Origin of the sequence: Mesorhizobium sp. M1006, assembly GCF_040318825.1 — a bacterium.
In the GTDB taxonomy this organism is placed as follows: Bacteria; Pseudomonadota; Alphaproteobacteria; order Rhizobiales; family Rhizobiaceae; genus Mesorhizobium.
This window is the reverse complement of record NZ_JAMYMZ010000026.1, coordinates 22,634-41,458: the sequence shown is the minus strand read 5'-3', so window position 1 is coordinate 41,458 and position 18,825 is coordinate 22,634. Positions and strand designations below refer to the sequence as shown.

The following is an 18,825-nucleotide window of genomic DNA, read 5'->3' as shown; positions in this document are numbered from 1 at the left end:
ACTATCATTATCGGGGGCGATGACGGATTGACTCAACCCGTCACGATCTTGTGAAACCGTTCTGCAACAGACGTTCCGAAATTTATGAAAGCTTAACGAAATCAGTATGAATCAGTGTAGTCACGCCTTACATCCGCCATGCGGTGGGCGAGACCGTGAAAGCGGTGCGGAACGGGATCCGGTTCAACCGGAGCGGGTGATCCATGAAAGTCCTTGGAAACAAAGCAACCGTGCTGCCGTTTGCGGTGGCCGCGGCAATGCTGGCCTTCGGGGCGCCGAAGGCTGAAGCGCAAGGGTTCTTCGACATGCTTTTCGGCGGCGGCGTCAAACACGCACCGCCGAAAGGTGACTTTCCGCCGCCACCGTCAAAATACAAGCCGAAGCCCAAGGCGCCGGCCGCTTCCGGTGGTGGTGCGCAAATCAGCGGCCCGTCCTATTATACCTACAAGAGCGATCCGCTGGTGCGCGTCGATTTTTCGGCACTGTCGGCAGCGCCTGAACCGGCAACGCCTCAGGACGCTGCTTTCGAGCCGGCGGCCACTGGGGCTGCATTCCGCGAAGCCATTGCCGGCCTCGACGGCTATGACCTCTACGCCGAGAAGGACATCGCCAAGGCGCTGATCGCCTATTACTCGGCCAATCCGGATTTCATCTGGGTGACGGGAACCAGTCCCAGCAGCCGTGCCCAGGATGCCGTGCGGGTGCTGGGCGAGGCCGCGAGCTACGGCCTGACGCCCGCCGACTACACCGTCGAAGTTCCGGCAGCAGGCACATTGGCGGGCAATGTCGATGAACGCCTGAAAGAGCTGGTCCGCTTCGAGATGGCGCTGTCGGCGCGTGTCCTGCGCTACGCCCGTGACGCACAAAGCGGCCGCGTCGATCCCAACCGCATGACCGGCTACTACGATTTTCCGCCGAAGCCGCTCGACATGGAAGGGGTGCTGAAGACGCTGGCCCATACCCAGCAAGTGCGCACTTATCTCGAGTCACGGCATCCACAGAATTCCGAGTATCAGGCGCTGCGCGTCGAACTGGAAGCGCTCCAGGCCAGCGCCGAAGACGAAATCACCATCGATCCCGATCTGCTGTTGAAGCCGGGGCAGACCAGCCCCGAGCTGCCGAAGCTTTTGACAAAGATCGCGCGCAATCTCGATGACGAGATGGGCGGCGCCTATGGCGAGGTCCTGGCGAGGCTCGCTACCAGCGAGGTCTACGATCCGGAGCTGGTGCCGGTGATCAAGGCGGTGCAGAAACGGGCCGGCATGAAAGGCGACGGCGTCATCGGCCCGCGTACCGTTGCATCGTTGGCCGGAACGTCCAAGGCCGACAAAGTTCAGAAGGTTCGGGTTGCGCTCGAAGAGTTGCGCTGGTTGCCTTCCGACCTTGGCAGCCCGCGCGTCTTCATCAACCAGCCGGCTTTCACCGCGAGCTATATCGATGATGGCGAGGAGAAGCTGAAGACCCGCGCCGTGGTTGGCAGGCCCACCAACCAGACTGCGTTCTTCTATGACCAGATAGAGCAGGTCGACTTCCATCCCTATTGGGGCGTGCCGCAGTCGATCCTGGTCAACGAGATGCTGCCGCGGCTGCGCCGGGATCCTGGCTATCTCGACCGCGCCGGCTACGAGGTGGTCGATGCCCGCGGCAAGCGCATTCCCTCGTCCTCGGTCAATTGGGGCGCCTACGGCGCAAAGATACCCTACGGCGTGCGCCAGCTGCCGAGCGAGGCCAATGCGCTGGGCGAGCTGAAGATACTGTTCCCCAACAAGCATGCAATCTACATGCACGACACGCCGCAGAAGTCGTTTTTCCAGCGCGACATGCGTGCGCTCAGCCATGGCTGCGTTCGCTTGCAGGATCCGCGCGGCATGGCCGCTGCCGTGCTCGGCACCTCGGTCGACTACATCGAGGACAAACTGAAACACGGACATTCGACCGAGGACGTGACACGCAAGATCCCGGTCTATGTCGCCTATTTCACCGCGTGGCCGGACCTGTCCGGCAAGGTCGAATATTTCAACGACGTCTACGGCCGCGATACAAGGCTGCAGCAGGCGCTCGACAGCACGGAAGCGGTGCGTTCGCCGGCAAGCTGACGAATGCGGTTCTAGCGCTGAAACAGTGGGCGCCGGAAACCGGCATCGCGTCCGGCGATGAGCCAATAGACCAGGCCCGCGACAATGCCTGCGGCGGCAATGATGCCGATATCGGCCCAGCGCTCCGGGTTCGTGTCATCCGGTACACTGGGCCAGATCAAGGCGAAGCCGCCAACAGCGGCCGCCGCGCCGAAGACCATGTGCAGCCAAAAACTGCGCAGCGAGAAAAACTCGGCAATCAGTGCGAAGATCAGCGTCTGCAGGCCGGTCAGCACGATCGTCAGAAAATAGATGAACATGCCGAGCGGCGGCAACAGCAGCACCGCAATGGGGGTGACACCCATGACGTCGAAATAATTCGGCGCATTTGGCAGCGAACTCAGCCCGCCATAGATCGCCGCCACCGCGATCAGCCCAACCAGTACCGCTATGAAATAACCCGCGAGCATCATCAGAAAGCGTTTCAATACGTGCTTTACCGCCGCCATGCCCACCCCCGCGCGCAATGATAGCACCCAGTCAGCCATCAAAGTCATGTCTACGCAAGCGTGTGCCGAAGGCCGGGGGCCTTCGAGGCGCGCCATTTTTTAGAATCTGGACCGTTGGCGGCCAGCTTCATTTCGGCGCGGCTGTCACCGGATCATAGGTGATTTCAACTTTGGCCTTGTCGCTCGTGTAATAAATGACGGTGTAGCCATCGCTGTCCCAATCGATTTCCTTGATGTAGCGGAAGTCGTCGCGCTGCTCGACCTTGGCGATGATTTCCGACAGCTTCTTGGCATTCTGCGGCGGCACCGGATTTTCGTCCGCGGCAAAGGCCGATCCGCCGACAAGCAGCACGGCGGCCGCCAAAACAAGTCTGGACATGGCTTTCCCTCACATTTCGATGAGCAGAAACTCGTTTCCATGCAGGTTTGTTCCGGGATCGCGGAGCGTTGCGCTACAAGGAGGCGCCGGCCGTACCTGATTTATGGCCGCCGAAAGAACACGGCGACTGCTTAAAATCATGATGCGTCGCCTCAACATCGCGGCCATAATACTGCCGGCGGTCATTCGGGGGTCTACATGCAAATGCGTCATGCCATCATATTTGTACTTTTCATACTTTCCATCTCGGCCGTTTCGATGCCCGTGCAGAAGGCCGAGGCGCTGGAACCTGAACGCTATACGGTCTATTGCGCCGACGACCGTATCGAGGTTTCGTTCTGGGATATCGAGCAGATGAAGGTGCGGGCCGGCTCCAACGTTTGCCAGTTCCAGAGCTATACGAGCTACAGCAGCGCCTTGAATTTCGCCCAAAAGAATTTTGGCGGCGAGGGCGCGACCTGCAGCTGCTAGCCGTTCTGGCTTGGAATTGATTCAGGAAAGCAAATGGTGGGCGATGCAGGGATTGAACCTGCGACCCCACCCGTGTGAAGGGTGTGCTCTCCCGCTGAGCTAATCGCCCGCTCGTTGCCCGAAGGCCAAGCGCGCCGCGATATAAGGGAGGCCGGCCTGCTAAGTCAACCACTTGTCGGTCGGCATTTGGCGGTCCGCCCGATGACCGGCTTTCAGCCCTCTGCCGCGGCCATCAGTCTTTGTGCCAGATCGAGCGTCAGCGAATCGAAATGCGAGATTACCGCCGACGGCTCGAACTCTCGCACATGACGATCGGTGTAGCCGAAATCGACTGCCACCACCGGAATCCCGGCGGCTTTCGCCGTGTCGATGTCGGTCTGCGAATCACCGACCATCAGTGCACGGTGCGGATCGCCGCCGGCGCGCGCGATGGTCTGCGTGAGATGACGCGGGTCGGGCTTGCGGAACGGAAAACTATCCTGACCGCAGATCGCCGCGAAATGCCTGGTCATACCGAGCGCCTCGATCAGCGCCACCGAATTGGCCTCGTATTTATTGGTGCAGATGGCCAGCAGGTAACCGGCTGCCTCGAACCGTGCGATCGCCTCGGGGACGCCGGGGTAGGGGCGCGATTTGCCGGGGATGTTAACGGTGTAATGGTCCAGAAACAGCTTGAGCAGGCGGTCGTGCTCCTCCACTGCCAGCGACCTGTGCTGCGCTGCGTGAGCACGCTCGATCATCACCCGGCCGCCATGGCCGACGAAGCGCTTGAAGCCGGCTTCGTCGACGGCCGCGAGCTGGCTGGCGGCAAGGCTGTGGTTGAGACTGTCGAGCAGGTCCGGCGCCGTGTCGATCAGCGTCCCGTCGAGGTCGAACACGATGATCGGTCGGGTCATGGCCTGTCCTGTGACGATTTGATTGCCGGCAGGCGATAACCGCTGCGGCCCGTTCAGGCAAGACGGCTTATCCACCGCGGGCAAGGTCCTTTGACCAGCCCGGCAAAAATGCTACGAGCGCCGAAACAAATCTCGGGACCCGGCATGGATGCGAGGCAATTGAAGGTTGAGGCCGCGCGGGCAGCGCTTGCCCATGTCACGGATGGCATGCGGCTCGGCATCGGCACCGGCACCACAGCGGACGAGTTCGTACGGCTGCTCGCCGACAAGGTCGCCACCGGCCTGACTGTCATCGGCGTTCCGACCTCGGAGCGCACCGCCGTCCTTTGCAGCGAGCTTGGTGTGCCGCTGTCGACCCTCGAGGAAACCCCCGAGCTCGACCTCACCATCGACGGCGCCGACGAGATCGATCCGGCGCTGACATTGGTCAAGGGCGGCGGCGGCGCGCTGCTGCGCGAAAAGATCGTCGCGGCGGCCTCCGCCCGCATGATCGTCATCGCCGACAGCTCCAAGATGGTCGAGATGATCGGCCGTTTTCCGCTGCCCATCGAAGTCAACCGGTTTGGCCTGCGCGCCACCGAAATTGCGGTCGGCGCGGCGGCTGCGAACCTTGGCCTTTCCGGCCCTGTTACATTGAGGATGACGGGGAGCCAGCCATTTGTTACAGACGGCGGCCATTTTATCCTCGATGCATCTTTTGGCCGCATTCCGGATACAAGAGCGCTTTCGAATGCTCTCCACGCCATTCCGGGCGTGGTCGAGCATGGTCTTTTCATCGGGCTGGCATCAACGGCCATCATAGCCGGCGGCGACGGCATCCAAACCGTCCATGCCGCCCGAAAATCAGGGAGTTTTACCGATCATGATGTTGCATAACCGGGTTGGCCGCTTTTTTGCCATTCTGGCGGCCTCGGCCGTTTTCGCGTTTTCGTCGCCTGCGTTTTCGCAGGACGTCACCGATGCGCATTTGAAGGCGGCGCGCGCCGCCGTCGCGGCGATCCATGCGACGGATACGTTCGACAGCATCCTGCCGCAAGCGGCCGCGGCACTGGAGCAGCAGCTGATTCAGAAGAACCCGGATATGCAGGAACTGATCGCCAAGACGATCAACGAGAAGGCGATGGCCTTGGCATCGCGCCGCGCCGACCTGGAAAAGGAAGCGGCGCTCGCCTATGCAAAGGTATTCTCGGAAAAGGAACTCAATGAAATCGCCGCCTTCTACAATTCCGATTCCGGCAAGAAGCTGCTCGACAACGGCCCGATCGTGACGCGCGAACTGGTGAAGGCTGCCGAGATCTGGCAGAACGGCCTGGCTCGCGATCTCGCCCAGCAGGTCGGCGAGACCCTGGGCGCGGCGGCGAATGCCAAGGCGCCGGCTGCACCTGCCGACGGTACCGCTCCGGCCGATGGCGCAGCTCCCGCGGACGCTACACGGAATTGATTGCGGACTTCCGGGCCGCCTGACCGCCACTGGACCAAAAGCCCGGCAAATCCGGGCTTTTCTTTTGATAGTCGGCAGCCTACCTGTCTCGGGGTTTGAGGGGCAAGGAGTTCAGCCATGGCCGGTTACGACTACGATCTTTTCGTCATCGGCGGCGGCTCCGGCGGGGTGAGGGCGGCGCGCGTCGCGGCCGCACTCGGCAAGCGTGTCGGCATTGCCGAGGAATACCGCTATGGCGGCACATGCGTGATCCGTGGCTGCGTGCCGAAGAAGCTCTACGTCTACGCCTCGCAATTCCCCGAGCATTTCGCCGACGCCGCCGGTTATGGCTGGACGGTGCCTGAGGCGCGTTTCGACTGGCAGACGCTGGTCGCCAACAAGGACCGCGAAATCAGCCGGCTGGAGGCCATCTACAAGAAGAACGTGCAGGGCGCCGGCGGCGAGGTCTTTCATTCGCGCGCCATCCTGGTCGATCGGCATGTGGTGCATCTTCTTGGTGAGGATCGCACCGTTACCGCCGACCAGATCCTGATCGCTACCGGCGGGCGACCGGCGCCGCATCCGGCATTGCCCGGCCATGAGCACTGCATCTTTTCCAACGAGGCCTTCGACCTCAAGGAACTGCCGAAGGCAATCATGATCGAGGGCGGCGGCTATATCGCCGTCGAATTCGCCAACATCTTTCACGGCCTCGGCGTCGACACGACGCTGGTCTACCGCGGCAAGGAGATCCTCAGCCGTTTCGACATGGACCTCAGACGTGTGCTGCACGAAACGATGGAAAAGAAGGGGATAAAAATCCTCTGCCACGCCGTGTCCGAGTGGGTCAGGAAGCGGCCTGACGGCCGGCTCGACGCGCTTGTCACCGGCGGCACGGTGCTGACGGTCGACCAGGTCATGCTCGCCATCGGCCGCATTCCCAATACCGAGAACATGGGCCTGGAAGGCGTCGGCATCGAGATGACCAAAACCGGGGCAATCCACGTCGACGAATACTCCCGCACCAACATCGACAACATCTGGGCAATCGGTGACGTCACCCATCGCGTGCAATTGACGCCGGTGGCAATCCACGAGGCGATGTGCTTCGTCGAGACCGCCTTCAAGGACAAGCCGACGGCGCCCGACCATGACACGATCGCTACCGCAGTCTTTTCGCAGCCCGAGATCGGTACGGTCGGCCTGTCGGAGGATGAGGCGGCAAAGCGCTTTTCGGATGTCGAAATCTACCGCGCCACCTTCCGGCCGATGCGGCACACACTTTCCGGCCGCGACGAAAAGATGCTGATGAAGCTGGTCGTCGACGGCGCCTCGAAAAAGGTCCTCGGCGCCCACATCCTCGGGCCGGATGCCGGCGAAATGGCGCAGCTTCTCGGCATACCGCTGAAGGCCGGCCTGACCAAGGATGATTTCGATCGCACCATGGCGGTGCATCCGACCGCCGCGGAAGAACTCGTCACCATGTACAAGCCGACTTACCGGGTGAGAGATGGTGAGCGCGTCTGACGCGACAAGAACCCATCGCGGCAACGAAATTGCCGCGATGGAAGCGCGTGAGGTTTTTTACAGCAGCGTTCCGCGCAGGATCACCAGCGCCACAGAAAAATAGATCACCAGCCCGGTGACGTCGACCAGCGTGGCGACGAACGGGGCCGATGCGCTGGCCGGGTCGAAGCCGATGCGCTTCAGGGCGAACGGCAGCATCGATCCAGACAGCGAGCCGAAGGTGACGATGCCAACCAGCGTGGCGCCGATCGTCATTGCGATCAGCGGCCAGTGCGGGCCGTAGTCGTAGAAGCCGAGATACTGCCAGAGCGCGATGCGGCAGACGCCGACTACGCCAAGGATCGAGCCAAGCACCAGGCCGGTGGGCAGCTCGCGCAATGCCACCCGCCACCAGTCGCCAAGGCCGATCTCGCGCAGCGCCAGCGCCCGGATGACGAGCGAGGTCGCCTGCGAGCCGGAATTGCCGCCGGAGCTCATGATCAATGGAATAAATAGCGTCAGCACGATCGCCTTTTCCAGCTCGCCCTCGTAACTCTGCATAGCGTTTGCGGTCAGCATCTCGCTGACAAACAGCGCGCACAGCCAGCCGGCGCGTTTCTGGATCATCGCCAGAAAGCCCATCTTCATATAGGGCTCGTCGAGAGCCTCCATGCCGCCGAAACGATGCACATCCTCCGTCGTTTCCTCGATCATCGTGTCGATAATATCGTCGATGGTAACGATGCCGAGGAGCTTGCCGTTGTCCACTACCGGAACGGCGAGCAGATCATATTTCGAGATCAGCTGAGCAACCTTTTCACTATCGGTCAGCGGTGAGACGGTGATAGGCGCACGATCCGGCGCGATTGCCATGATCAGCTCGTCGGGCCCGCCAGCGATCAGCCGGCGCAGGCTGGTCGAGCGCAACAGGACATGCGTTTGCGGATCAACGATGTAGATCGCGTAGACGGTTTCGCGCGTCCGCTCCACCTTGCGGATATAATCCAGCGTGCGGGCTACGCTCCAGTCCGGCGGCACGCTGACATATTCGGTCGTCATGAGCGAGGCGGCGCTGCCCTCGGGGTAGCCGAGAATAGCAAGCAGCGTCGCGCGCAGCGGTGGCGCCAGGCCACCAAGCAGTTCGGAACGAGCCGGCTCGTTCAGATCGCGCAGTATGTCGGCGGCGCGGTCGACCGACATGGCGGCAAGCAGTCTGCCTGCCTTGATGCGGGGCAGCGCCTCGACCAGTTCGAATGCGCCGTCGAGTTCAGGCTGGTCGAAGATCTCGACCAGCCGCCCGAACGGCACTTCGCAAAGCAGCTCCGATGCCGTCTCGCGGGGCTCCTGGTTCAAGGCCTCGACGATGTCGGCGACGTGGTCGTTGGCAAGTACGCGAGCGATGGCGATGGCATCGCCGCCCGCGACAGGGGAAAACTCGTTCATGGCTCACTCCTTGCCGTCCGGCAGGACGTGAGCCTGTCAGGTCACGTCAAGCGGACGGCGGTTGCGTTCGACTGTGACTGTCGCCAGGCATGGCGCGGTGACCTTTCTGCTCGCGGGTTCGAGTTGAGATTCTGCAAGCCGGCGCAACATAGGAGCGCGCCTTGCCGAGTCAATCGCGAGAGCGGGTTAAAGCGGCGGCAAACCGACTGGATCGCGAGACTGTGATCGGGCGACGTGGCAGGCTGGCTGGATGCCGGCAGTGGTGCGCGCGGCTATCTCTGCTTCAGCCGGCGGGGAAAGCGCAGCCACTTGTCCTCGGCCGGCCGCGTCGGCTGCGTGAGGATGGTGGTGAGCTCTACCGGCAAGCTCGGAACCAGCGGCTTCTTGGTGGCGACGCCGTCGGCGATCGCAACCACGCTGTGGTAGAATTCGGTGCCCGCGAGCGATCTCGGCGGCGTCGCCTCATGCATGATCGAGATCACAGTTGCATCAGGGCAATTGTCCTTGATCGCCTGGTGGAAGGCGATCCGTCCATCGGGGTCGAGCGCGCCGGTGGCTTCATCGAGGAACAGCAATCCCGGCTGCTGCAGCACGATACGGGCGACAACAAGCTTCTGTTTCTGCCCACCCGAGAGAACCTGATCCCAGATCTTTCCTTCACGACTCTCATCGGCCAAATGCTCGATGAAATCGCCGAGGCCGGCCTTGTGCAGGGCGGATGCGACCTGCAGGTCGGCGTAATCATGCTCGGAACCGGGCAGGCAGACCAGTTGCTTCAACGAGACCTGCTGCAGCTTCACCTCCTGGGCGGCGTAGAAACTCCTGACCCCTTCCGGGAAGACGATGGTACCGCGGCCATAAGGCCACAGCCCGTTGATCGCCTTGATCAGCGAGGTCTTGCCGCAGCCGGATTCGCCCTTGAGGAAAGTCCACTCGCCACGCCGGAAGCGCAAATTTGCAGCACTCAGGAAGGGCGTTGCGTCCTCGCCCTGATGCGCCAGTTCGAGCTTCTGGATGGTCAGGCCGAAAACCGGGTTTTGGCGGTCGTAGCGAAAATCGGAGCGGCCGGTCTGCTGATAAAATTCCTGCGGGTGCTGGACGTTTTCGATCGCCTGCGCCAATTCAATGACGCGCAAGCTGTTGGCGCGCAACGTGGCAAGACTTGGCATGACATGGATGAACCACGAACATTTGCTGATCAGCGCGTTGACCTGTTCGGAACCTGTTATGTAACCCTTGAGGTCGAGGCCGTTATGGATGAACGGCACAAGGCCAGGCCCGAAGGCGACAATTTTGGCACCGACAAAGTTATAGACCGATTCGAATCCCGAATAGATGGTGTTGACGATGTTGAACTTCGACCAAGTCCTATCGATGTCGAGATAGAGCTGGCTATGTATCGTCTTCTGCACGACTTCGCCTTGCGAGGCCGCCACATGAAAGCTGCGGCGCAATAACGTGATCAGTTCGCCCCGATAGCTGCCTTCAGCCTTCTGCATCCTGATGTTGAGCCACTCCAGCATTCCGCCGATTTTGACTGCGATCCAGGTGTTGAACGGCACGTAGAGAGCGACCGCCAGCAGAGCAAGCACGACACTCCCGTAGCTGCCGAGGAACTCGAGTCCTTTTACCTCCACAGAATTTGCCAACAAAGCTCCACCGACAAAGTAGAGCGAGGTAAAGACACTGAATACTCCCATGGCAAGCCCAATAGCGCCGCCTGTCATGTCCTTGATCGATTCCTGCACGCGCTGGTCGATGTTGTCGGGCGCTGCCGTGCCGGACGAGCCATGCTGGGCGTGGTAGTGTGAATGGTTGGGGTCGAGTAGCGCCGCATTGAAGCGGCTATCTAGCCAGCCGCGCCATTTGCGATGCAATGTCGCCGATACAAACTTGCATGTACTGGTAATGCCCATGTCCTTGAGCACAACCAGCAGCACGAGCAGGCCGGCATTGGTCAGCAGCGTTTTGAGCGGCGTGGTATTCGCGGCGTCGTGAAAAAAAGCGATTGAGGTATATAGTTCAGCCGCCGCCACGGTAAACCAGACGTCGGCTTTGCTGGAGAGCCCTGTCAGCAAGCCTATTACCAAGGTGAGCGTCCAGGCTTCCACCCACCGGTCCGAGAACCAGTAGGCCCGCATCAGTCCCCAGAAGCTGCGCATCGACGATACGGGCGTCAGGGGCGACGGCCTTGCGGCACCGCGGAGCCATTTTTCCGATATTGAATGTCGCGTTGGTCTATCGACCCGAATCACTATCCCGCCCAAACGATTTTTCTTTTGTTACGGACAGTAACACCAATTGATCATTTTCCATTAGCTTTTCACCAGTCGCAGGTGGCTTAGCTTGCCGGCCGTTGCAGTGGAGCAACAGAATGAATGATCACGGCGCTGTGCCGTCACGTTTCGAGGGGCGGAATACCAACGCAATTTCAAATAGTTACTTGCCTACGCCCGAGCAAGTAGAGATCTTCCCCAAGGGAAGGTCTTCACACAGCTTTGTGAACATAGAAGCGCCTTCCAGCGGCCGATCTTCACAGCCTGAACCGCCTTCACGGCCAGTCCGGCCTCGTCGGCGGCCAGGACGTGACCGTATGATTCGTGTTTGAAGCCGCCTTGTCAGGAACCCGTAATCGGCCAAGCAATGACTTTGCCGACACAGTCCAGGATGCGGATCAATATCAATTGGCCCGTGCTTTTTTAAAAGCGCGCCCAAACCTCGTTTGACAAAGATGCGCTTCGGATCGAACCTGCCGGACGCATCCAGGTTTGAACCGGGGGGAAGTTCTTCATGCTTGCACGGACATTGTTTGCGGCGATGCTCGCAACGTTCGCCTGGCTGCCGCAAACATATGCCGGCAGCCAGGCCGTTCCCGCAAACGCCGAGGGACAGATCGAGTTCAACACGCCGTCCGGCAATATTGGCTGCATCTACACACCGAAGGGCGGCACCAGCACCTACGAGCCGCAGGATGGCGGACCGGAACTGAGTTGTTCGCGCGTCGAGCCCAGCTACGTCACGATCATCCTCGGCCCGAAAGGCCCGGCGACGCTGATCAAGAATCCGGGCGAGCAAGGCTGCTGCGGCGGCGTCACCAGGCTGGCCTACGGCAACAGGTGGAGCAAGGGGCCATTTTCCTGCCAGTCATCCACCAAGGGATTGACCTGCACCGGCAAGCATGGCCATGGCTTTTTCGTCAGCAAGGCCAAGGTGACCGTGAAATAGTCCGACTCAGTTCGCTGTTTCCAGTTCGCCGCGTGCCTTGGCCGCGGCGACCTGGCGGAGTGCATCGGCGAGCGTATCGGCGTCCTGGGCACCCATCACCGCATATTTGCCTTCAAGCAGAAAGCACGGCACACCCGATATGCCCATGCGCGAAGCGGTGGCGATTTCGGTGCGCACGGCCTCTACATCGGCGTCGGTCGGCAGAAGCGTTTCGACCACGGACGCATCCATGCCGGCCTCGCGGGCGGCTTCGATCAGCACGGCATGATCGCCGAGATTGGCGCCTTCCTCGAAATTCAGCTGGAACAGCCGGCGCACCAGCCGGTTCTGAATGGCCTCGCCGGCCGTGCCGGCCCAGCGAATGAGACGGTGCGCATCCAGCGTATTGGGCGCGACCTTGATGGCGTCGAATGCGAAGGAGATGCCTTCAGCCTCGCCCAGCGGTTCGATCCGGGCATGGATTTCGCGGATGCGTTGCTCGCTGCCGAATTTCGCCACCATATAGTCGCGGCGGTTCTTGCCTTCGGGCGGGATTGTTGGGTCGAGTTGGAAGGGCCGCCAGCGTATGTGAACGTCGATATTGACGGCGGCAATCGCCTTGTCGAGCCGTTTCTGGCCGATAAAGCACCAGGGACACACGACGTCGGAGACCACATCGACGGTAATCGAGCTCTCGTCGTTCATCTTGATCTCCTGTTGTGAAGAGGTCACTTCGGTTTGCGCCACCAGGTCGGCAACTGATAACCGTATATGGGCGTCTTTTGCGGATGTTCCAGATAGTTCCAATAAGCGAGCCATTGCTGGTTGTTGTGCTGCGTCGGCACCATGTAATTGCCGGAGATCAGCAGCCGGTCGAGAACGCGGACGGCCGCTACATAGTCCTCCTTCGAACGAGCTCTCAGCATCGCCTCGATCGCCGCATCCACTGCGGGGTCGGCGACACCCGCCAGGTTGAACGAGCCTTCGGCCTTGGCGGCAGCGGATCCCCAGCGCCCGGTTTGCTCGATACCGGGCGACAGCGAGTTGTTGAAACCGGTCGAGCCGACCAGCACCTCGAAATCGAAACGCTGCTTGCGCGACTGGATCTGATCACCGTCGAGGCTGCGGATGCCGACATCGATGCCGAGCTTCTCAAGGGTGCGCTGATAGATAGCGGCAAGTCGCTCTTCGTCCTGCGAGGCGGTCAGGATCTCGAAACCGAACGGCTTTCCCTCGGGATCGAGCATCGCGCCGTCCTGCACCGTATAGCCCGCGCTCTTCAGCAGCTCGAATGCCGCCTTCAGCACCTTGCGGTCCTGGCCGGAGCCGTCGGTAGCGGGCGGCCTGTAGGTGCCGTCCATGACATCTGCGGGCACTCGGCCGGGGTAGGGGGCCAGCAGGGCCTTTTCCTTTTCGCTGGCCGGGTGGCCGAGCGCGGACAGCTCGGAATTCTGCCAAAAGCTCATCGTGCGCGTGTATTTGCCGCCGAACAGATTCCTGTTGGCCCATTCGAAATCGTAGAGCATGCCGAGCGCGCGCCGCACGACCGGATTGGAAAATTTCGGCAGCCGCGTGTTGAACAGGAAACCGTTGACCACCGGCGGAATGCCGGTATCGAAAGTTTCGGCGATGACCTCGCCCCTGTGGAAGGCCGGAAAATCGAGATCGCGCTCGCGTTTGACCGGGTCGCTGTCGTCGTCGATGGCGCAGATGCCTTTCTTGAACGCTTCCTGCTTGGCGTTGGCGTTGAGGAAATATTCGATGGTGATCTGGTCGTAATTGTCGAAGCCGCGCTTGGACGGCACGTCCTTGCCCCAATAGTCCGGATTGCGCTTGAACACGATGCGCTGACCGGGCACGACTTGCGCCACCGTGTAAGGCCCGCTGCCGATCACCGGCTTTAGCGTCGTCCTGTCGAAGGTGTCCTTGTTGAAGGCGTGTTTCGGGATGATCGGCGTCAGCGCAATGATCAAAGGAAATTCGCGGTCGGCCTTGTCGTTGAAGGTGAAGCGCACACTGCGGTCGCCGGTCTTTTCGAGCTTGGCAATCGCTTTCATTCGCTGGCTGTAAGGTGGGCGGCCCTTCTCGGTGAAGACGTCATAGGTAAACAACACGTCTTCCGGCGTCACCGGCTCGCCGTCCGACCATTTGGCGTTGGGATCGAGGTGGAATTCGATGCTCTTGCGCTCGGGATCCATGTCGGCGGTATCGGCGAGCAGGCCGTAGAGACTGAAGGCCTCGTCGTAGTTGCGCTGCATCAACGGCTCGAAGACAAGATTGCCAAAGGCTTGATCCATCATGCCGCGCGCGGTGGTGCGCAGGCTTCTCAGGATGAACGGATTGAGATTCTCGAAGCTGCCGACGACGCAATAGGTAATGCTGCCGCCTTTCGGCGCGTCGGGATTGACGTAATTGAAATGATCATAGTCGGCCGGCAGCGCCGGCTCGCCCTGCATGGCAAGCGCGTGCTTCGGTTCCGACAGAGCCGGCTGCAGGGAAAGGCCGACAAACAAGATTGCGGCGATCAGCCAAACGACAACGCGGCCCATGACCGTCTCCTTCCCGATTCGATGCGCAGCATACATGAGCCGGTCGTGCACCGGCCAACCCCTTGAGCCTATCCCTTGGCCAAGATTCGCGAGACCCGGGCTGGATTCGGCACCGCTTGCAGTGTAACACGCCGTCCGAAGTCATTCTGTTGCCTCATTTCGGCAACAGGTAGCTGGACCACACGGCATCAAACAAGCCGGTTCCGGGATCATTTGAGAGGAATGCACGACATGACGAGCCTGAACAGCAACGCGCACCGCCTGTCGGTCATGGCCGCTGGCGTGGTCGGCATTCTGGGCGCCGGGATTCCCGCTGCTTCCGCGCAGCAGCAACAGCAGATTCCGCAAGGCTGGTTCAAGGCCTGCACCAAGCAGGAAGACGTCGACATCTGCAATGTCCAGAACATCACCACCGCTGGCAACGGCCAGCTCATCACCGGCGTCAGCCTGATCGAATTGAAGGGCAAGGTGAACCGCAAGGTGTTCCAGGTGACGGTTCCGACCGGCCGTCTCGTTCCTCCCGGCATCGGCCTCCAGATCGACGGCGGCAAGGCGCAGAAGCTCGACTATGTGATTTGTTTTCCGGATCGCTGCGTGGCGGAAGTGCCGCTGAGCGATCAGCTTGTCGCATCCTTCAAAAAGGGATCGGCGCTGACGCTCACCTCGGTCAATTTCCAGAACCAGCCGAACCCGATCAAGATTGCGCTGACCGGCTTCAGCGGCGCCTTCGACGGCCCGCCGCTGCAGCAGTCGGACATCGAGGACCGGCAGAAGAAGCTCCAGGAGTTCGTCGCCAAGAACAATCAGGACTTTGCCAAGAAGCTCAAGGAAGAGCAGGAAAAGGCGAAGGCCGCCAACTGATCGACGGGTTTCGGACGAATAAAAAAGCGGGTTCATGCCCCGCTTTTTTCGTTTGGACCGGCTGTTTGTCGGGTCCAGCCATGTCTCAGGCCAGCCAGATTCCGACTAAGTCAATGTCTCAATTGGTGCTTCGGCTCGTAGCGCCCGTCCGGCTTCTTGTCGAACATTTCACCAATCTGCGGATGCCGGACCGGTTCGCCCGACCGGTCCTCGAGTAAATTCTGCTCGGACACATAGGCGATGTATTCCGTTTCGGAATTCTCGGCGAGCAGATGATAGAAAGGCTGGTCCTTGCGCGGCCGCACGTCAGCGGGGATCGCCTCGTACCATTCGTCAGTATTGGCGAATTGCGGATCGACGTCGAAAATGACGCCGCGGAACGGAAACAGCCGGTGCCGAACCACCTGTCCGATCGAGAATTTGGCTGTCTTCATCGCACTCACCACTTGAACTTCTTGAACGCCACGCATCTCGGAACACGCAAGGAACGCTCCAGGACTTTAGATTCTTACGCACCGGTCCGGCAAAGATTGGCCCAGACCTTAAGGTCGACATCGTCATTATTTGGCGCAGACGCGGCGTCAATTCAATCCCGATCCCCTTGATGCCGGGTTGAGCATCGCGAGATGCGGATCAAGGGCGGTGGCCAAGATCGCTATCGCTCAGCCGGTTTTCGAAATCCGCCAAAAAACGCCGCAAAACCGCTGCCGGGTCGAAGACCCTCGCGCATGAAAAACGCCCGTAACGGCGCAAACCCCTCAAGCGCGCCCAGGCCAGCGCTGCGCACCAGCTGGGCCGGCAGCATGTCGGAAAGCAGCGACATGTTGAGCAGGTTGACCGCGCTGCTGCGCGCCAGAATGTCCGGCCGCCGCTTGAAATCATAGGCTGCAAGCGCCTTGGCGGCGCCCGGGTCCGAGCGGTTTCTGCTTGCGGCACCAATCAGGTCGTCGATGTCCCGGATGCCGAGATTGAGGCCTTGCGCGCCAATTGGGGGAAACACGTGGGCGGCTTCACCGACAAGTGCCACGCGGCGATGCGCAAACCGCCACGGGCTCACCGCTGAAAGTGGGTAGACCTGCCGGCCGGGCTCAACCGACACGCGGCCCAACATCGATTGCATTCGCTGTTCGACCCGCGTCGAAAGCTCGGCGTCGTCGAGTGCTGCAAGGTCCTTGGCGATATCGGGTTCGAGCACCCAGACAAGGCTGGACCGGTTGCCGGGCAGGGGAACCTGTGTGAACGGACCGGTCTCGGTGTGGAATTCGGTCGAGGTGAAGGCATGGTCGCTGCGGTGACCGAAATTGAGCACCAACGCCGCCTGCGGATAGGATCGGATCGAGGTGCGGATGCCGGCTGCCTCGCGGGCCGGCGACTGACGGCCATCGGCGGCAACTGCCAACGATGCCTCAACCTCGCTGCCGTCGGCGAGAACGGCATGGGCATGGTCGGCATCGAGGCGCCATGCCTCCACCAACGACTTTCGCCATTCGATGCCCGAATGCGCGACAGCCTCGGCTAGCATGCGGTTGAGAACGCTGTTGGGCAAGTTCAGCCCGAATTGCTCTTCGTTGATCTCGCTGGCGCGAAAGGTCACTGTCGGGCTGCGGATCAGCCGGTTGGTTGCGTCAACGATACGCATCACCTTGAGCGGCGCTGCGTGCGGCCTGATTCCGTCGAAGATCCCTAGCCGTTCGAACATCTTCAGGGCAGGGTTCATCAAGGCTGTCGTCCGGCCGTCGGGGCCGGCGGCGTCGGGTCCGACGAGCGTCACGGGAAAACCCGCCTCGGTAAAGCCAAGCGCCGCGATCAGCCCCGCAGGGCCGCTGCCAGCGACCAGTATCCGTGCTGTTTCCCGATGGTTCAAATTCGGCTTCCGGATTGCGAGGTGAGGCCCGTCCGGCCTGCTGGTCCATATAGGTCAGGTGATGCGGCTTGATCAACGCGGCGATTCGGCCCATTCGGTTGCCATGACCGGCCGACAAGACGATTTCAGCCACCTCGACGGCACCGGCCGCGCGATGGCGAGCGTTGCATGCAGCCCTCGACTGACGGTGGGCGTCATTGCCGGCATGGGCATCGCCGTTGCCTGGCTCCTTCTCGGCGCAATGGCAGTTCGGGGGGCGGTGAGCCGGCTCCCGGGCGCCGATGTACCCGGCGACGCCGTGCTGGAATACCTGCCGCAACTGCCGCTGCCGGATTTCCTTGCGCGTTTCTTCGCCCTTTGGCTTGCGCCGGCGCCGCTTCGCGCAAGCGTAGGCGCGCAAGGCGGGGCACTCACCGCGATGTGGCTGTTGATGGCCATCGCGACCATGCTGCCCTCCGCGGCGCCGATGATCCGCACCTATTGCGAGATCGCAGATACCGCCCGGATCAAGGGGGAACCCGTTGCCCATCCGCTGATCCTGATCGCTGGATATTTGAGCGTCTGGCTTGCCGCCTCGGCAATATTCGCTGCCCTGACGCTCGCAGTCCATGCATTCGTGTCATCCGGGCAGATGCTCGATCCGCTGCTTGGAATTGCCGGAGCAGCCGCGCTGTCGATCGCTGGTCTCTATCAGTTCAGCTGGCTGAAGGAAGCCTGTCTGGAGAAGTGCAGAAATCCGTTCTCGGTCCTGTTCGCCAACTGGAGCGCCAGGCCCATTCGCATTTTCCGGTTCGGTATAGAGAAGGGCCTGTGGTGCCTTGGATGCTGCTGGGCGCTGATGCTGGTAATGTTTGCCGTCGGTGTGATGAACGTGTTCTGGATGGCGCTGATCGGCTTGTTTAGCCTGGTCGAAAAACAGACGGCAGGCAATCTGCCGACGCGGTTGGGCGGTGCGATACTGCTTGTCTGGGCAGCCGCGCTACTAGTAGTCTCGGCATGAGGGGGAGAATTCGATGACAGATCAAAACTGGGCAATGAAGGGAGAGCTCATACTTTCCTGCAATTGCACGGTTTTTTGCCCTTGCGTTCTGTCGCTCGGCAATCATCCGCCTACGGAAGGCTATTGCCAAACCTGGGCGGGGTTCCGGATCGATGCCGGCCATTTCGGCGAGGTCGACCTGTCCGGCCTCAATCTTGGGCTGGTCATGGAAATCCCCGGTTATATGAGCCGCGGCAACTGGACGGCGGGCCTGTTCATCGACAAGCGCGCCTCGGTTTACGCTGTGAAGGGACTGACGAAGATATTCACCGGCAAGGCCGGTGGAACCACATCGCTGCTCTCCATCCTGGTCGGACAGTTCCTCGGTGCCGAGCAGGTGCCGATCACCTACGAGACGCGTGAGAAAACACGCATCTTTCAGATACCGAAGATCATCGATGGTGCGGTGACGCCAATTACCGGCAAGGATCGCGACAAGGATACGGTCATCAGCAATTCGGAATACTGGATTGCGCCGGAAATCATCGTCGCCAAATCCGACAAGAGCAAAATGCGGGCCTTTGGCCGCAACTGGAACTTTGCTGGCCGTTCGGCCGAAATCTGCAAGCTGGACTGGCGGGGCCCGTGAGCAAGAAGACGACGGCCAGG

Annotated in this window: 18 protein-coding genes and 1 tRNA gene; 9 read left to right on the top strand and 10 right to left on the bottom strand. The window is 61.0% G+C overall.

From position 1 onward, the window contains the following. Positions 1–203: 203 nt before the first annotated feature. Positions 204–2,096, top strand: a complete 1,893-nt coding sequence (locus tag NKH60_RS22520) for a L,D-transpeptidase family protein (protein ID WP_352873389.1) — start codon at positions 204–206, stop codon at positions 2,094–2,096. An 11-nt stretch (positions 2,097–2,107) separates the two neighbouring features. On the opposite strand, the gene NKH60_RS22515 is transcribed toward NKH60_RS22520, so the two are convergent. Further along, positions 2,108–2,584 (bottom strand): hypothetical protein, encoded by a 477-nt coding sequence (locus tag NKH60_RS22515; protein WP_352471936.1) that lies wholly within the window; start codon positions 2,582–2,584, stop codon positions 2,108–2,110. Positions 2,585–2,711: 127 nt separating this feature from the next. Then, the gene (locus NKH60_RS22510; protein ID WP_023675031.1) at positions 2,712–2,963 is read right to left on the bottom strand and encodes a PepSY domain-containing protein; all 252 of its coding nucleotides are present in this window, start codon (positions 2,961–2,963) and stop codon (positions 2,712–2,714) included. 258 nt (positions 2,964–3,221) lie between these two features. Here NKH60_RS22510 and NKH60_RS22505 point away from each other — a divergent pair, with 258 nt between their 5' ends. Beyond that, on the top strand, positions 3,222–3,434 hold the full coding sequence (locus NKH60_RS22505; protein WP_023717618.1) for a hypothetical protein: 213 nt from the start codon (positions 3,222–3,224) through the stop codon (positions 3,432–3,434). Positions 3,435–3,468: 34 nt separating this feature from the next. Here the strand turns inward: NKH60_RS22505 and NKH60_RS22500 are convergent. Further along, positions 3,469–3,543 (bottom strand) — tRNA-Val (locus NKH60_RS22500). A gap of 103 nt (positions 3,544–3,646) precedes the next feature. Next, on the bottom strand, positions 3,647–4,330 hold the full coding sequence (locus tag NKH60_RS22495) for a phosphoglycolate phosphatase (RefSeq protein ID WP_352873387.1): 684 nt from the start codon (positions 4,328–4,330) through the stop codon (positions 3,647–3,649). 144 nt (positions 4,331–4,474) lie between these two features. Here NKH60_RS22495 and rpiA point away from each other — a divergent pair, with 144 nt between their 5' ends. From rpiA to gor, 3 genes are all read left to right on the top strand, one after another. Then, the gene (gene rpiA / locus NKH60_RS22490; RefSeq protein ID WP_352448900.1) at positions 4,475–5,206 is read left to right on the top strand and encodes a ribose-5-phosphate isomerase RpiA; all 732 of its coding nucleotides are present in this window, start codon (positions 4,475–4,477) and stop codon (positions 5,204–5,206) included. Further along, complete coding sequence (locus tag NKH60_RS22485; protein WP_352873385.1) at positions 5,193–5,771, top strand: DUF2059 domain-containing protein; 579 nt, start codon at positions 5,193–5,195, stop codon at positions 5,769–5,771. Before rpiA ends, NKH60_RS22485 begins: the two co-directional genes overlap by 14 nt. Before the next feature lie 117 nt (positions 5,772–5,888). Beyond that, positions 5,889–7,277, top strand: coding sequence for a glutathione-disulfide reductase (gene gor / locus NKH60_RS22480; RefSeq protein ID WP_352873383.1), 1,389 nt, complete (start codon positions 5,889–5,891; stop codon positions 7,275–7,277). Between the two features lie 57 nt (positions 7,278–7,334). On the opposite strand, the gene mgtE is transcribed toward gor, so the two are convergent. Together mgtE and NKH60_RS22470 are read right to left on the bottom strand one after the other, a co-directional pair. Next, positions 7,335–8,699, bottom strand: a complete 1,365-nt coding sequence (gene mgtE / locus NKH60_RS22475) for a magnesium transporter (RefSeq protein WP_352774094.1) — start codon at positions 8,697–8,699, stop codon at positions 7,335–7,337. Positions 8,700–8,971: 272 nt separating this feature from the next. After that, positions 8,972–10,861, bottom strand: a complete 1,890-nt coding sequence (locus NKH60_RS22470) for an ABC transporter ATP-binding protein/permease (protein ID WP_352873380.1) — start codon at positions 10,859–10,861, stop codon at positions 8,972–8,974. A gap of 628 nt (positions 10,862–11,489) precedes the next feature. Here NKH60_RS22470 and NKH60_RS22465 point away from each other — a divergent pair. Further along, complete coding sequence (locus tag NKH60_RS22465; RefSeq protein ID WP_352448905.1) at positions 11,490–11,924, top strand: hypothetical protein; 435 nt, start codon at positions 11,490–11,492, stop codon at positions 11,922–11,924. 6 nt (positions 11,925–11,930) lie between these two features. Here the strand turns inward: NKH60_RS22465 and NKH60_RS22460 are convergent, their stop codons facing one another. After that, positions 11,931–12,608: a DsbA family oxidoreductase gene (locus NKH60_RS22460; RefSeq protein ID WP_352873378.1), complete on the bottom strand. Its 678-nt coding sequence runs from the start codon at positions 12,606–12,608 to the stop codon at positions 11,931–11,933. A 23-nt stretch (positions 12,609–12,631) separates the two neighbouring features. Beyond that, positions 12,632–14,452 carry an extracellular solute-binding protein gene (locus tag NKH60_RS22455; RefSeq protein WP_352873376.1) on the bottom strand — a complete coding sequence of 607 codons (1,821 nt, stop codon included), beginning with the start codon at positions 14,450–14,452 and terminating at the stop codon, positions 12,632–12,634. 231 nt (positions 14,453–14,683) lie between these two features. Here NKH60_RS22455 and NKH60_RS22450 point away from each other — a divergent pair, with 231 nt between their 5' ends. Continuing rightward, positions 14,684–15,313: an invasion associated locus B family protein gene (locus NKH60_RS22450; protein ID WP_352873374.1), complete on the top strand. Its 630-nt coding sequence runs from the start codon at positions 14,684–14,686 to the stop codon at positions 15,311–15,313. Between the two features lie 110 nt (positions 15,314–15,423). Here the strand turns inward: NKH60_RS22450 and hspQ are convergent, their stop codons facing one another. Further along, a complete protein-coding gene (gene hspQ, locus NKH60_RS22445; protein WP_023675043.1) occupies positions 15,424–15,747 on the bottom strand; it encodes a heat shock protein HspQ in 324 nt (107 codons plus the stop codon). A 221-nt stretch (positions 15,748–15,968) separates the two neighbouring features. Next, positions 15,969–17,177: a UbiH/UbiF family hydroxylase gene (locus NKH60_RS22440; protein WP_352873372.1), complete on the bottom strand. Its 1,209-nt coding sequence runs from the start codon at positions 17,175–17,177 to the stop codon at positions 15,969–15,971. A 61-nt stretch (positions 17,178–17,238) separates the two neighbouring features. On the opposite strand from NKH60_RS22440, the gene NKH60_RS22435 reads away from it, so the two are divergent. Together NKH60_RS22435 and NKH60_RS22430 are read left to right on the top strand one after the other, a co-directional pair. After that, positions 17,239–18,177 carry a DUF2182 domain-containing protein gene (locus tag NKH60_RS22435; protein WP_352873370.1) on the top strand — a complete coding sequence of 313 codons (939 nt, stop codon included), beginning with the start codon at positions 17,239–17,241 and terminating at the stop codon, positions 18,175–18,177. Positions 18,178–18,190: 13 nt separating this feature from the next. After that, positions 18,191–18,805, top strand: coding sequence for a DUF1326 domain-containing protein (locus tag NKH60_RS22430; RefSeq protein ID WP_352471871.1), 615 nt, complete (start codon positions 18,191–18,193; stop codon positions 18,803–18,805). Positions 18,806–18,825: the final 20 nt, after the last annotated feature.

Excerpts from the sequence above, each read along its gene's own strand:
- mgtE (WP_352774094.1), bottom strand. The coding sequence starts at position 8,699 with ATGAACGAGTTTTCCCCTGTCGCGGGCGGCGATGCCATCGCCATCGCT.
- NKH60_RS22520 (WP_352873389.1), top strand. The coding sequence starts at position 204 with ATGAAAGTCCTTGGAAACAAAGCAACCGTGCTGCCGTTTGCGGTGGCC.
- NKH60_RS22460 (WP_352873378.1), bottom strand. The coding sequence starts at position 12,608 with ATGAACGACGAGAGCTCGATTACCGTCGATGTGGTCTCCGACGTCGTG.
- NKH60_RS22465 (WP_352448905.1), top strand. The coding sequence starts at position 11,490 with ATGCTTGCACGGACATTGTTTGCGGCGATGCTCGCAACGTTCGCCTGG.
- gor (WP_352873383.1), top strand. The coding sequence starts at position 5,889 with ATGGCCGGTTACGACTACGATCTTTTCGTCATCGGCGGCGGCTCCGGC.
- NKH60_RS22510 (WP_023675031.1), bottom strand. The coding sequence starts at position 2,963 with ATGTCCAGACTTGTTTTGGCGGCCGCCGTGCTGCTTGTCGGCGGATCG.
- NKH60_RS22505 (WP_023717618.1), top strand. The coding sequence starts at position 3,222 with ATGCCCGTGCAGAAGGCCGAGGCGCTGGAACCTGAACGCTATACGGTC.
- NKH60_RS22430 (WP_352471871.1), top strand. The coding sequence starts at position 18,191 with ATGACAGATCAAAACTGGGCAATGAAGGGAGAGCTCATACTTTCCTGC.
- NKH60_RS22470 (WP_352873380.1), bottom strand. The coding sequence starts at position 10,861 with ATGCGCAGCTTCTGGGGACTGATGCGGGCCTACTGGTTCTCGGACCGG.
- NKH60_RS22455 (WP_352873376.1), bottom strand. The coding sequence starts at position 14,452 with ATGGGCCGCGTTGTCGTTTGGCTGATCGCCGCAATCTTGTTTGTCGGC.
- rpiA (WP_352448900.1), top strand. The coding sequence starts at position 4,475 with ATGGATGCGAGGCAATTGAAGGTTGAGGCCGCGCGGGCAGCGCTTGCC.
- NKH60_RS22515 (WP_352471936.1), bottom strand. The coding sequence starts at position 2,584 with ATGGCGGCGGTAAAGCACGTATTGAAACGCTTTCTGATGATGCTCGCG.
- hspQ (WP_023675043.1), bottom strand. The coding sequence starts at position 15,747 with ATGAAGACAGCCAAATTCTCGATCGGACAGGTGGTTCGGCACCGGCTG.
- NKH60_RS22435 (WP_352873370.1), top strand. The coding sequence starts at position 17,239 with ATGCGGCTTGATCAACGCGGCGATTCGGCCCATTCGGTTGCCATGACC.
- NKH60_RS22450 (WP_352873374.1), top strand. The coding sequence starts at position 14,684 with ATGACGAGCCTGAACAGCAACGCGCACCGCCTGTCGGTCATGGCCGCT.
- NKH60_RS22495 (WP_352873387.1), bottom strand. The coding sequence starts at position 4,330 with ATGACCCGACCGATCATCGTGTTCGACCTCGACGGGACGCTGATCGAC.
- NKH60_RS22485 (WP_352873385.1), top strand. The coding sequence starts at position 5,193 with ATGATGTTGCATAACCGGGTTGGCCGCTTTTTTGCCATTCTGGCGGCC.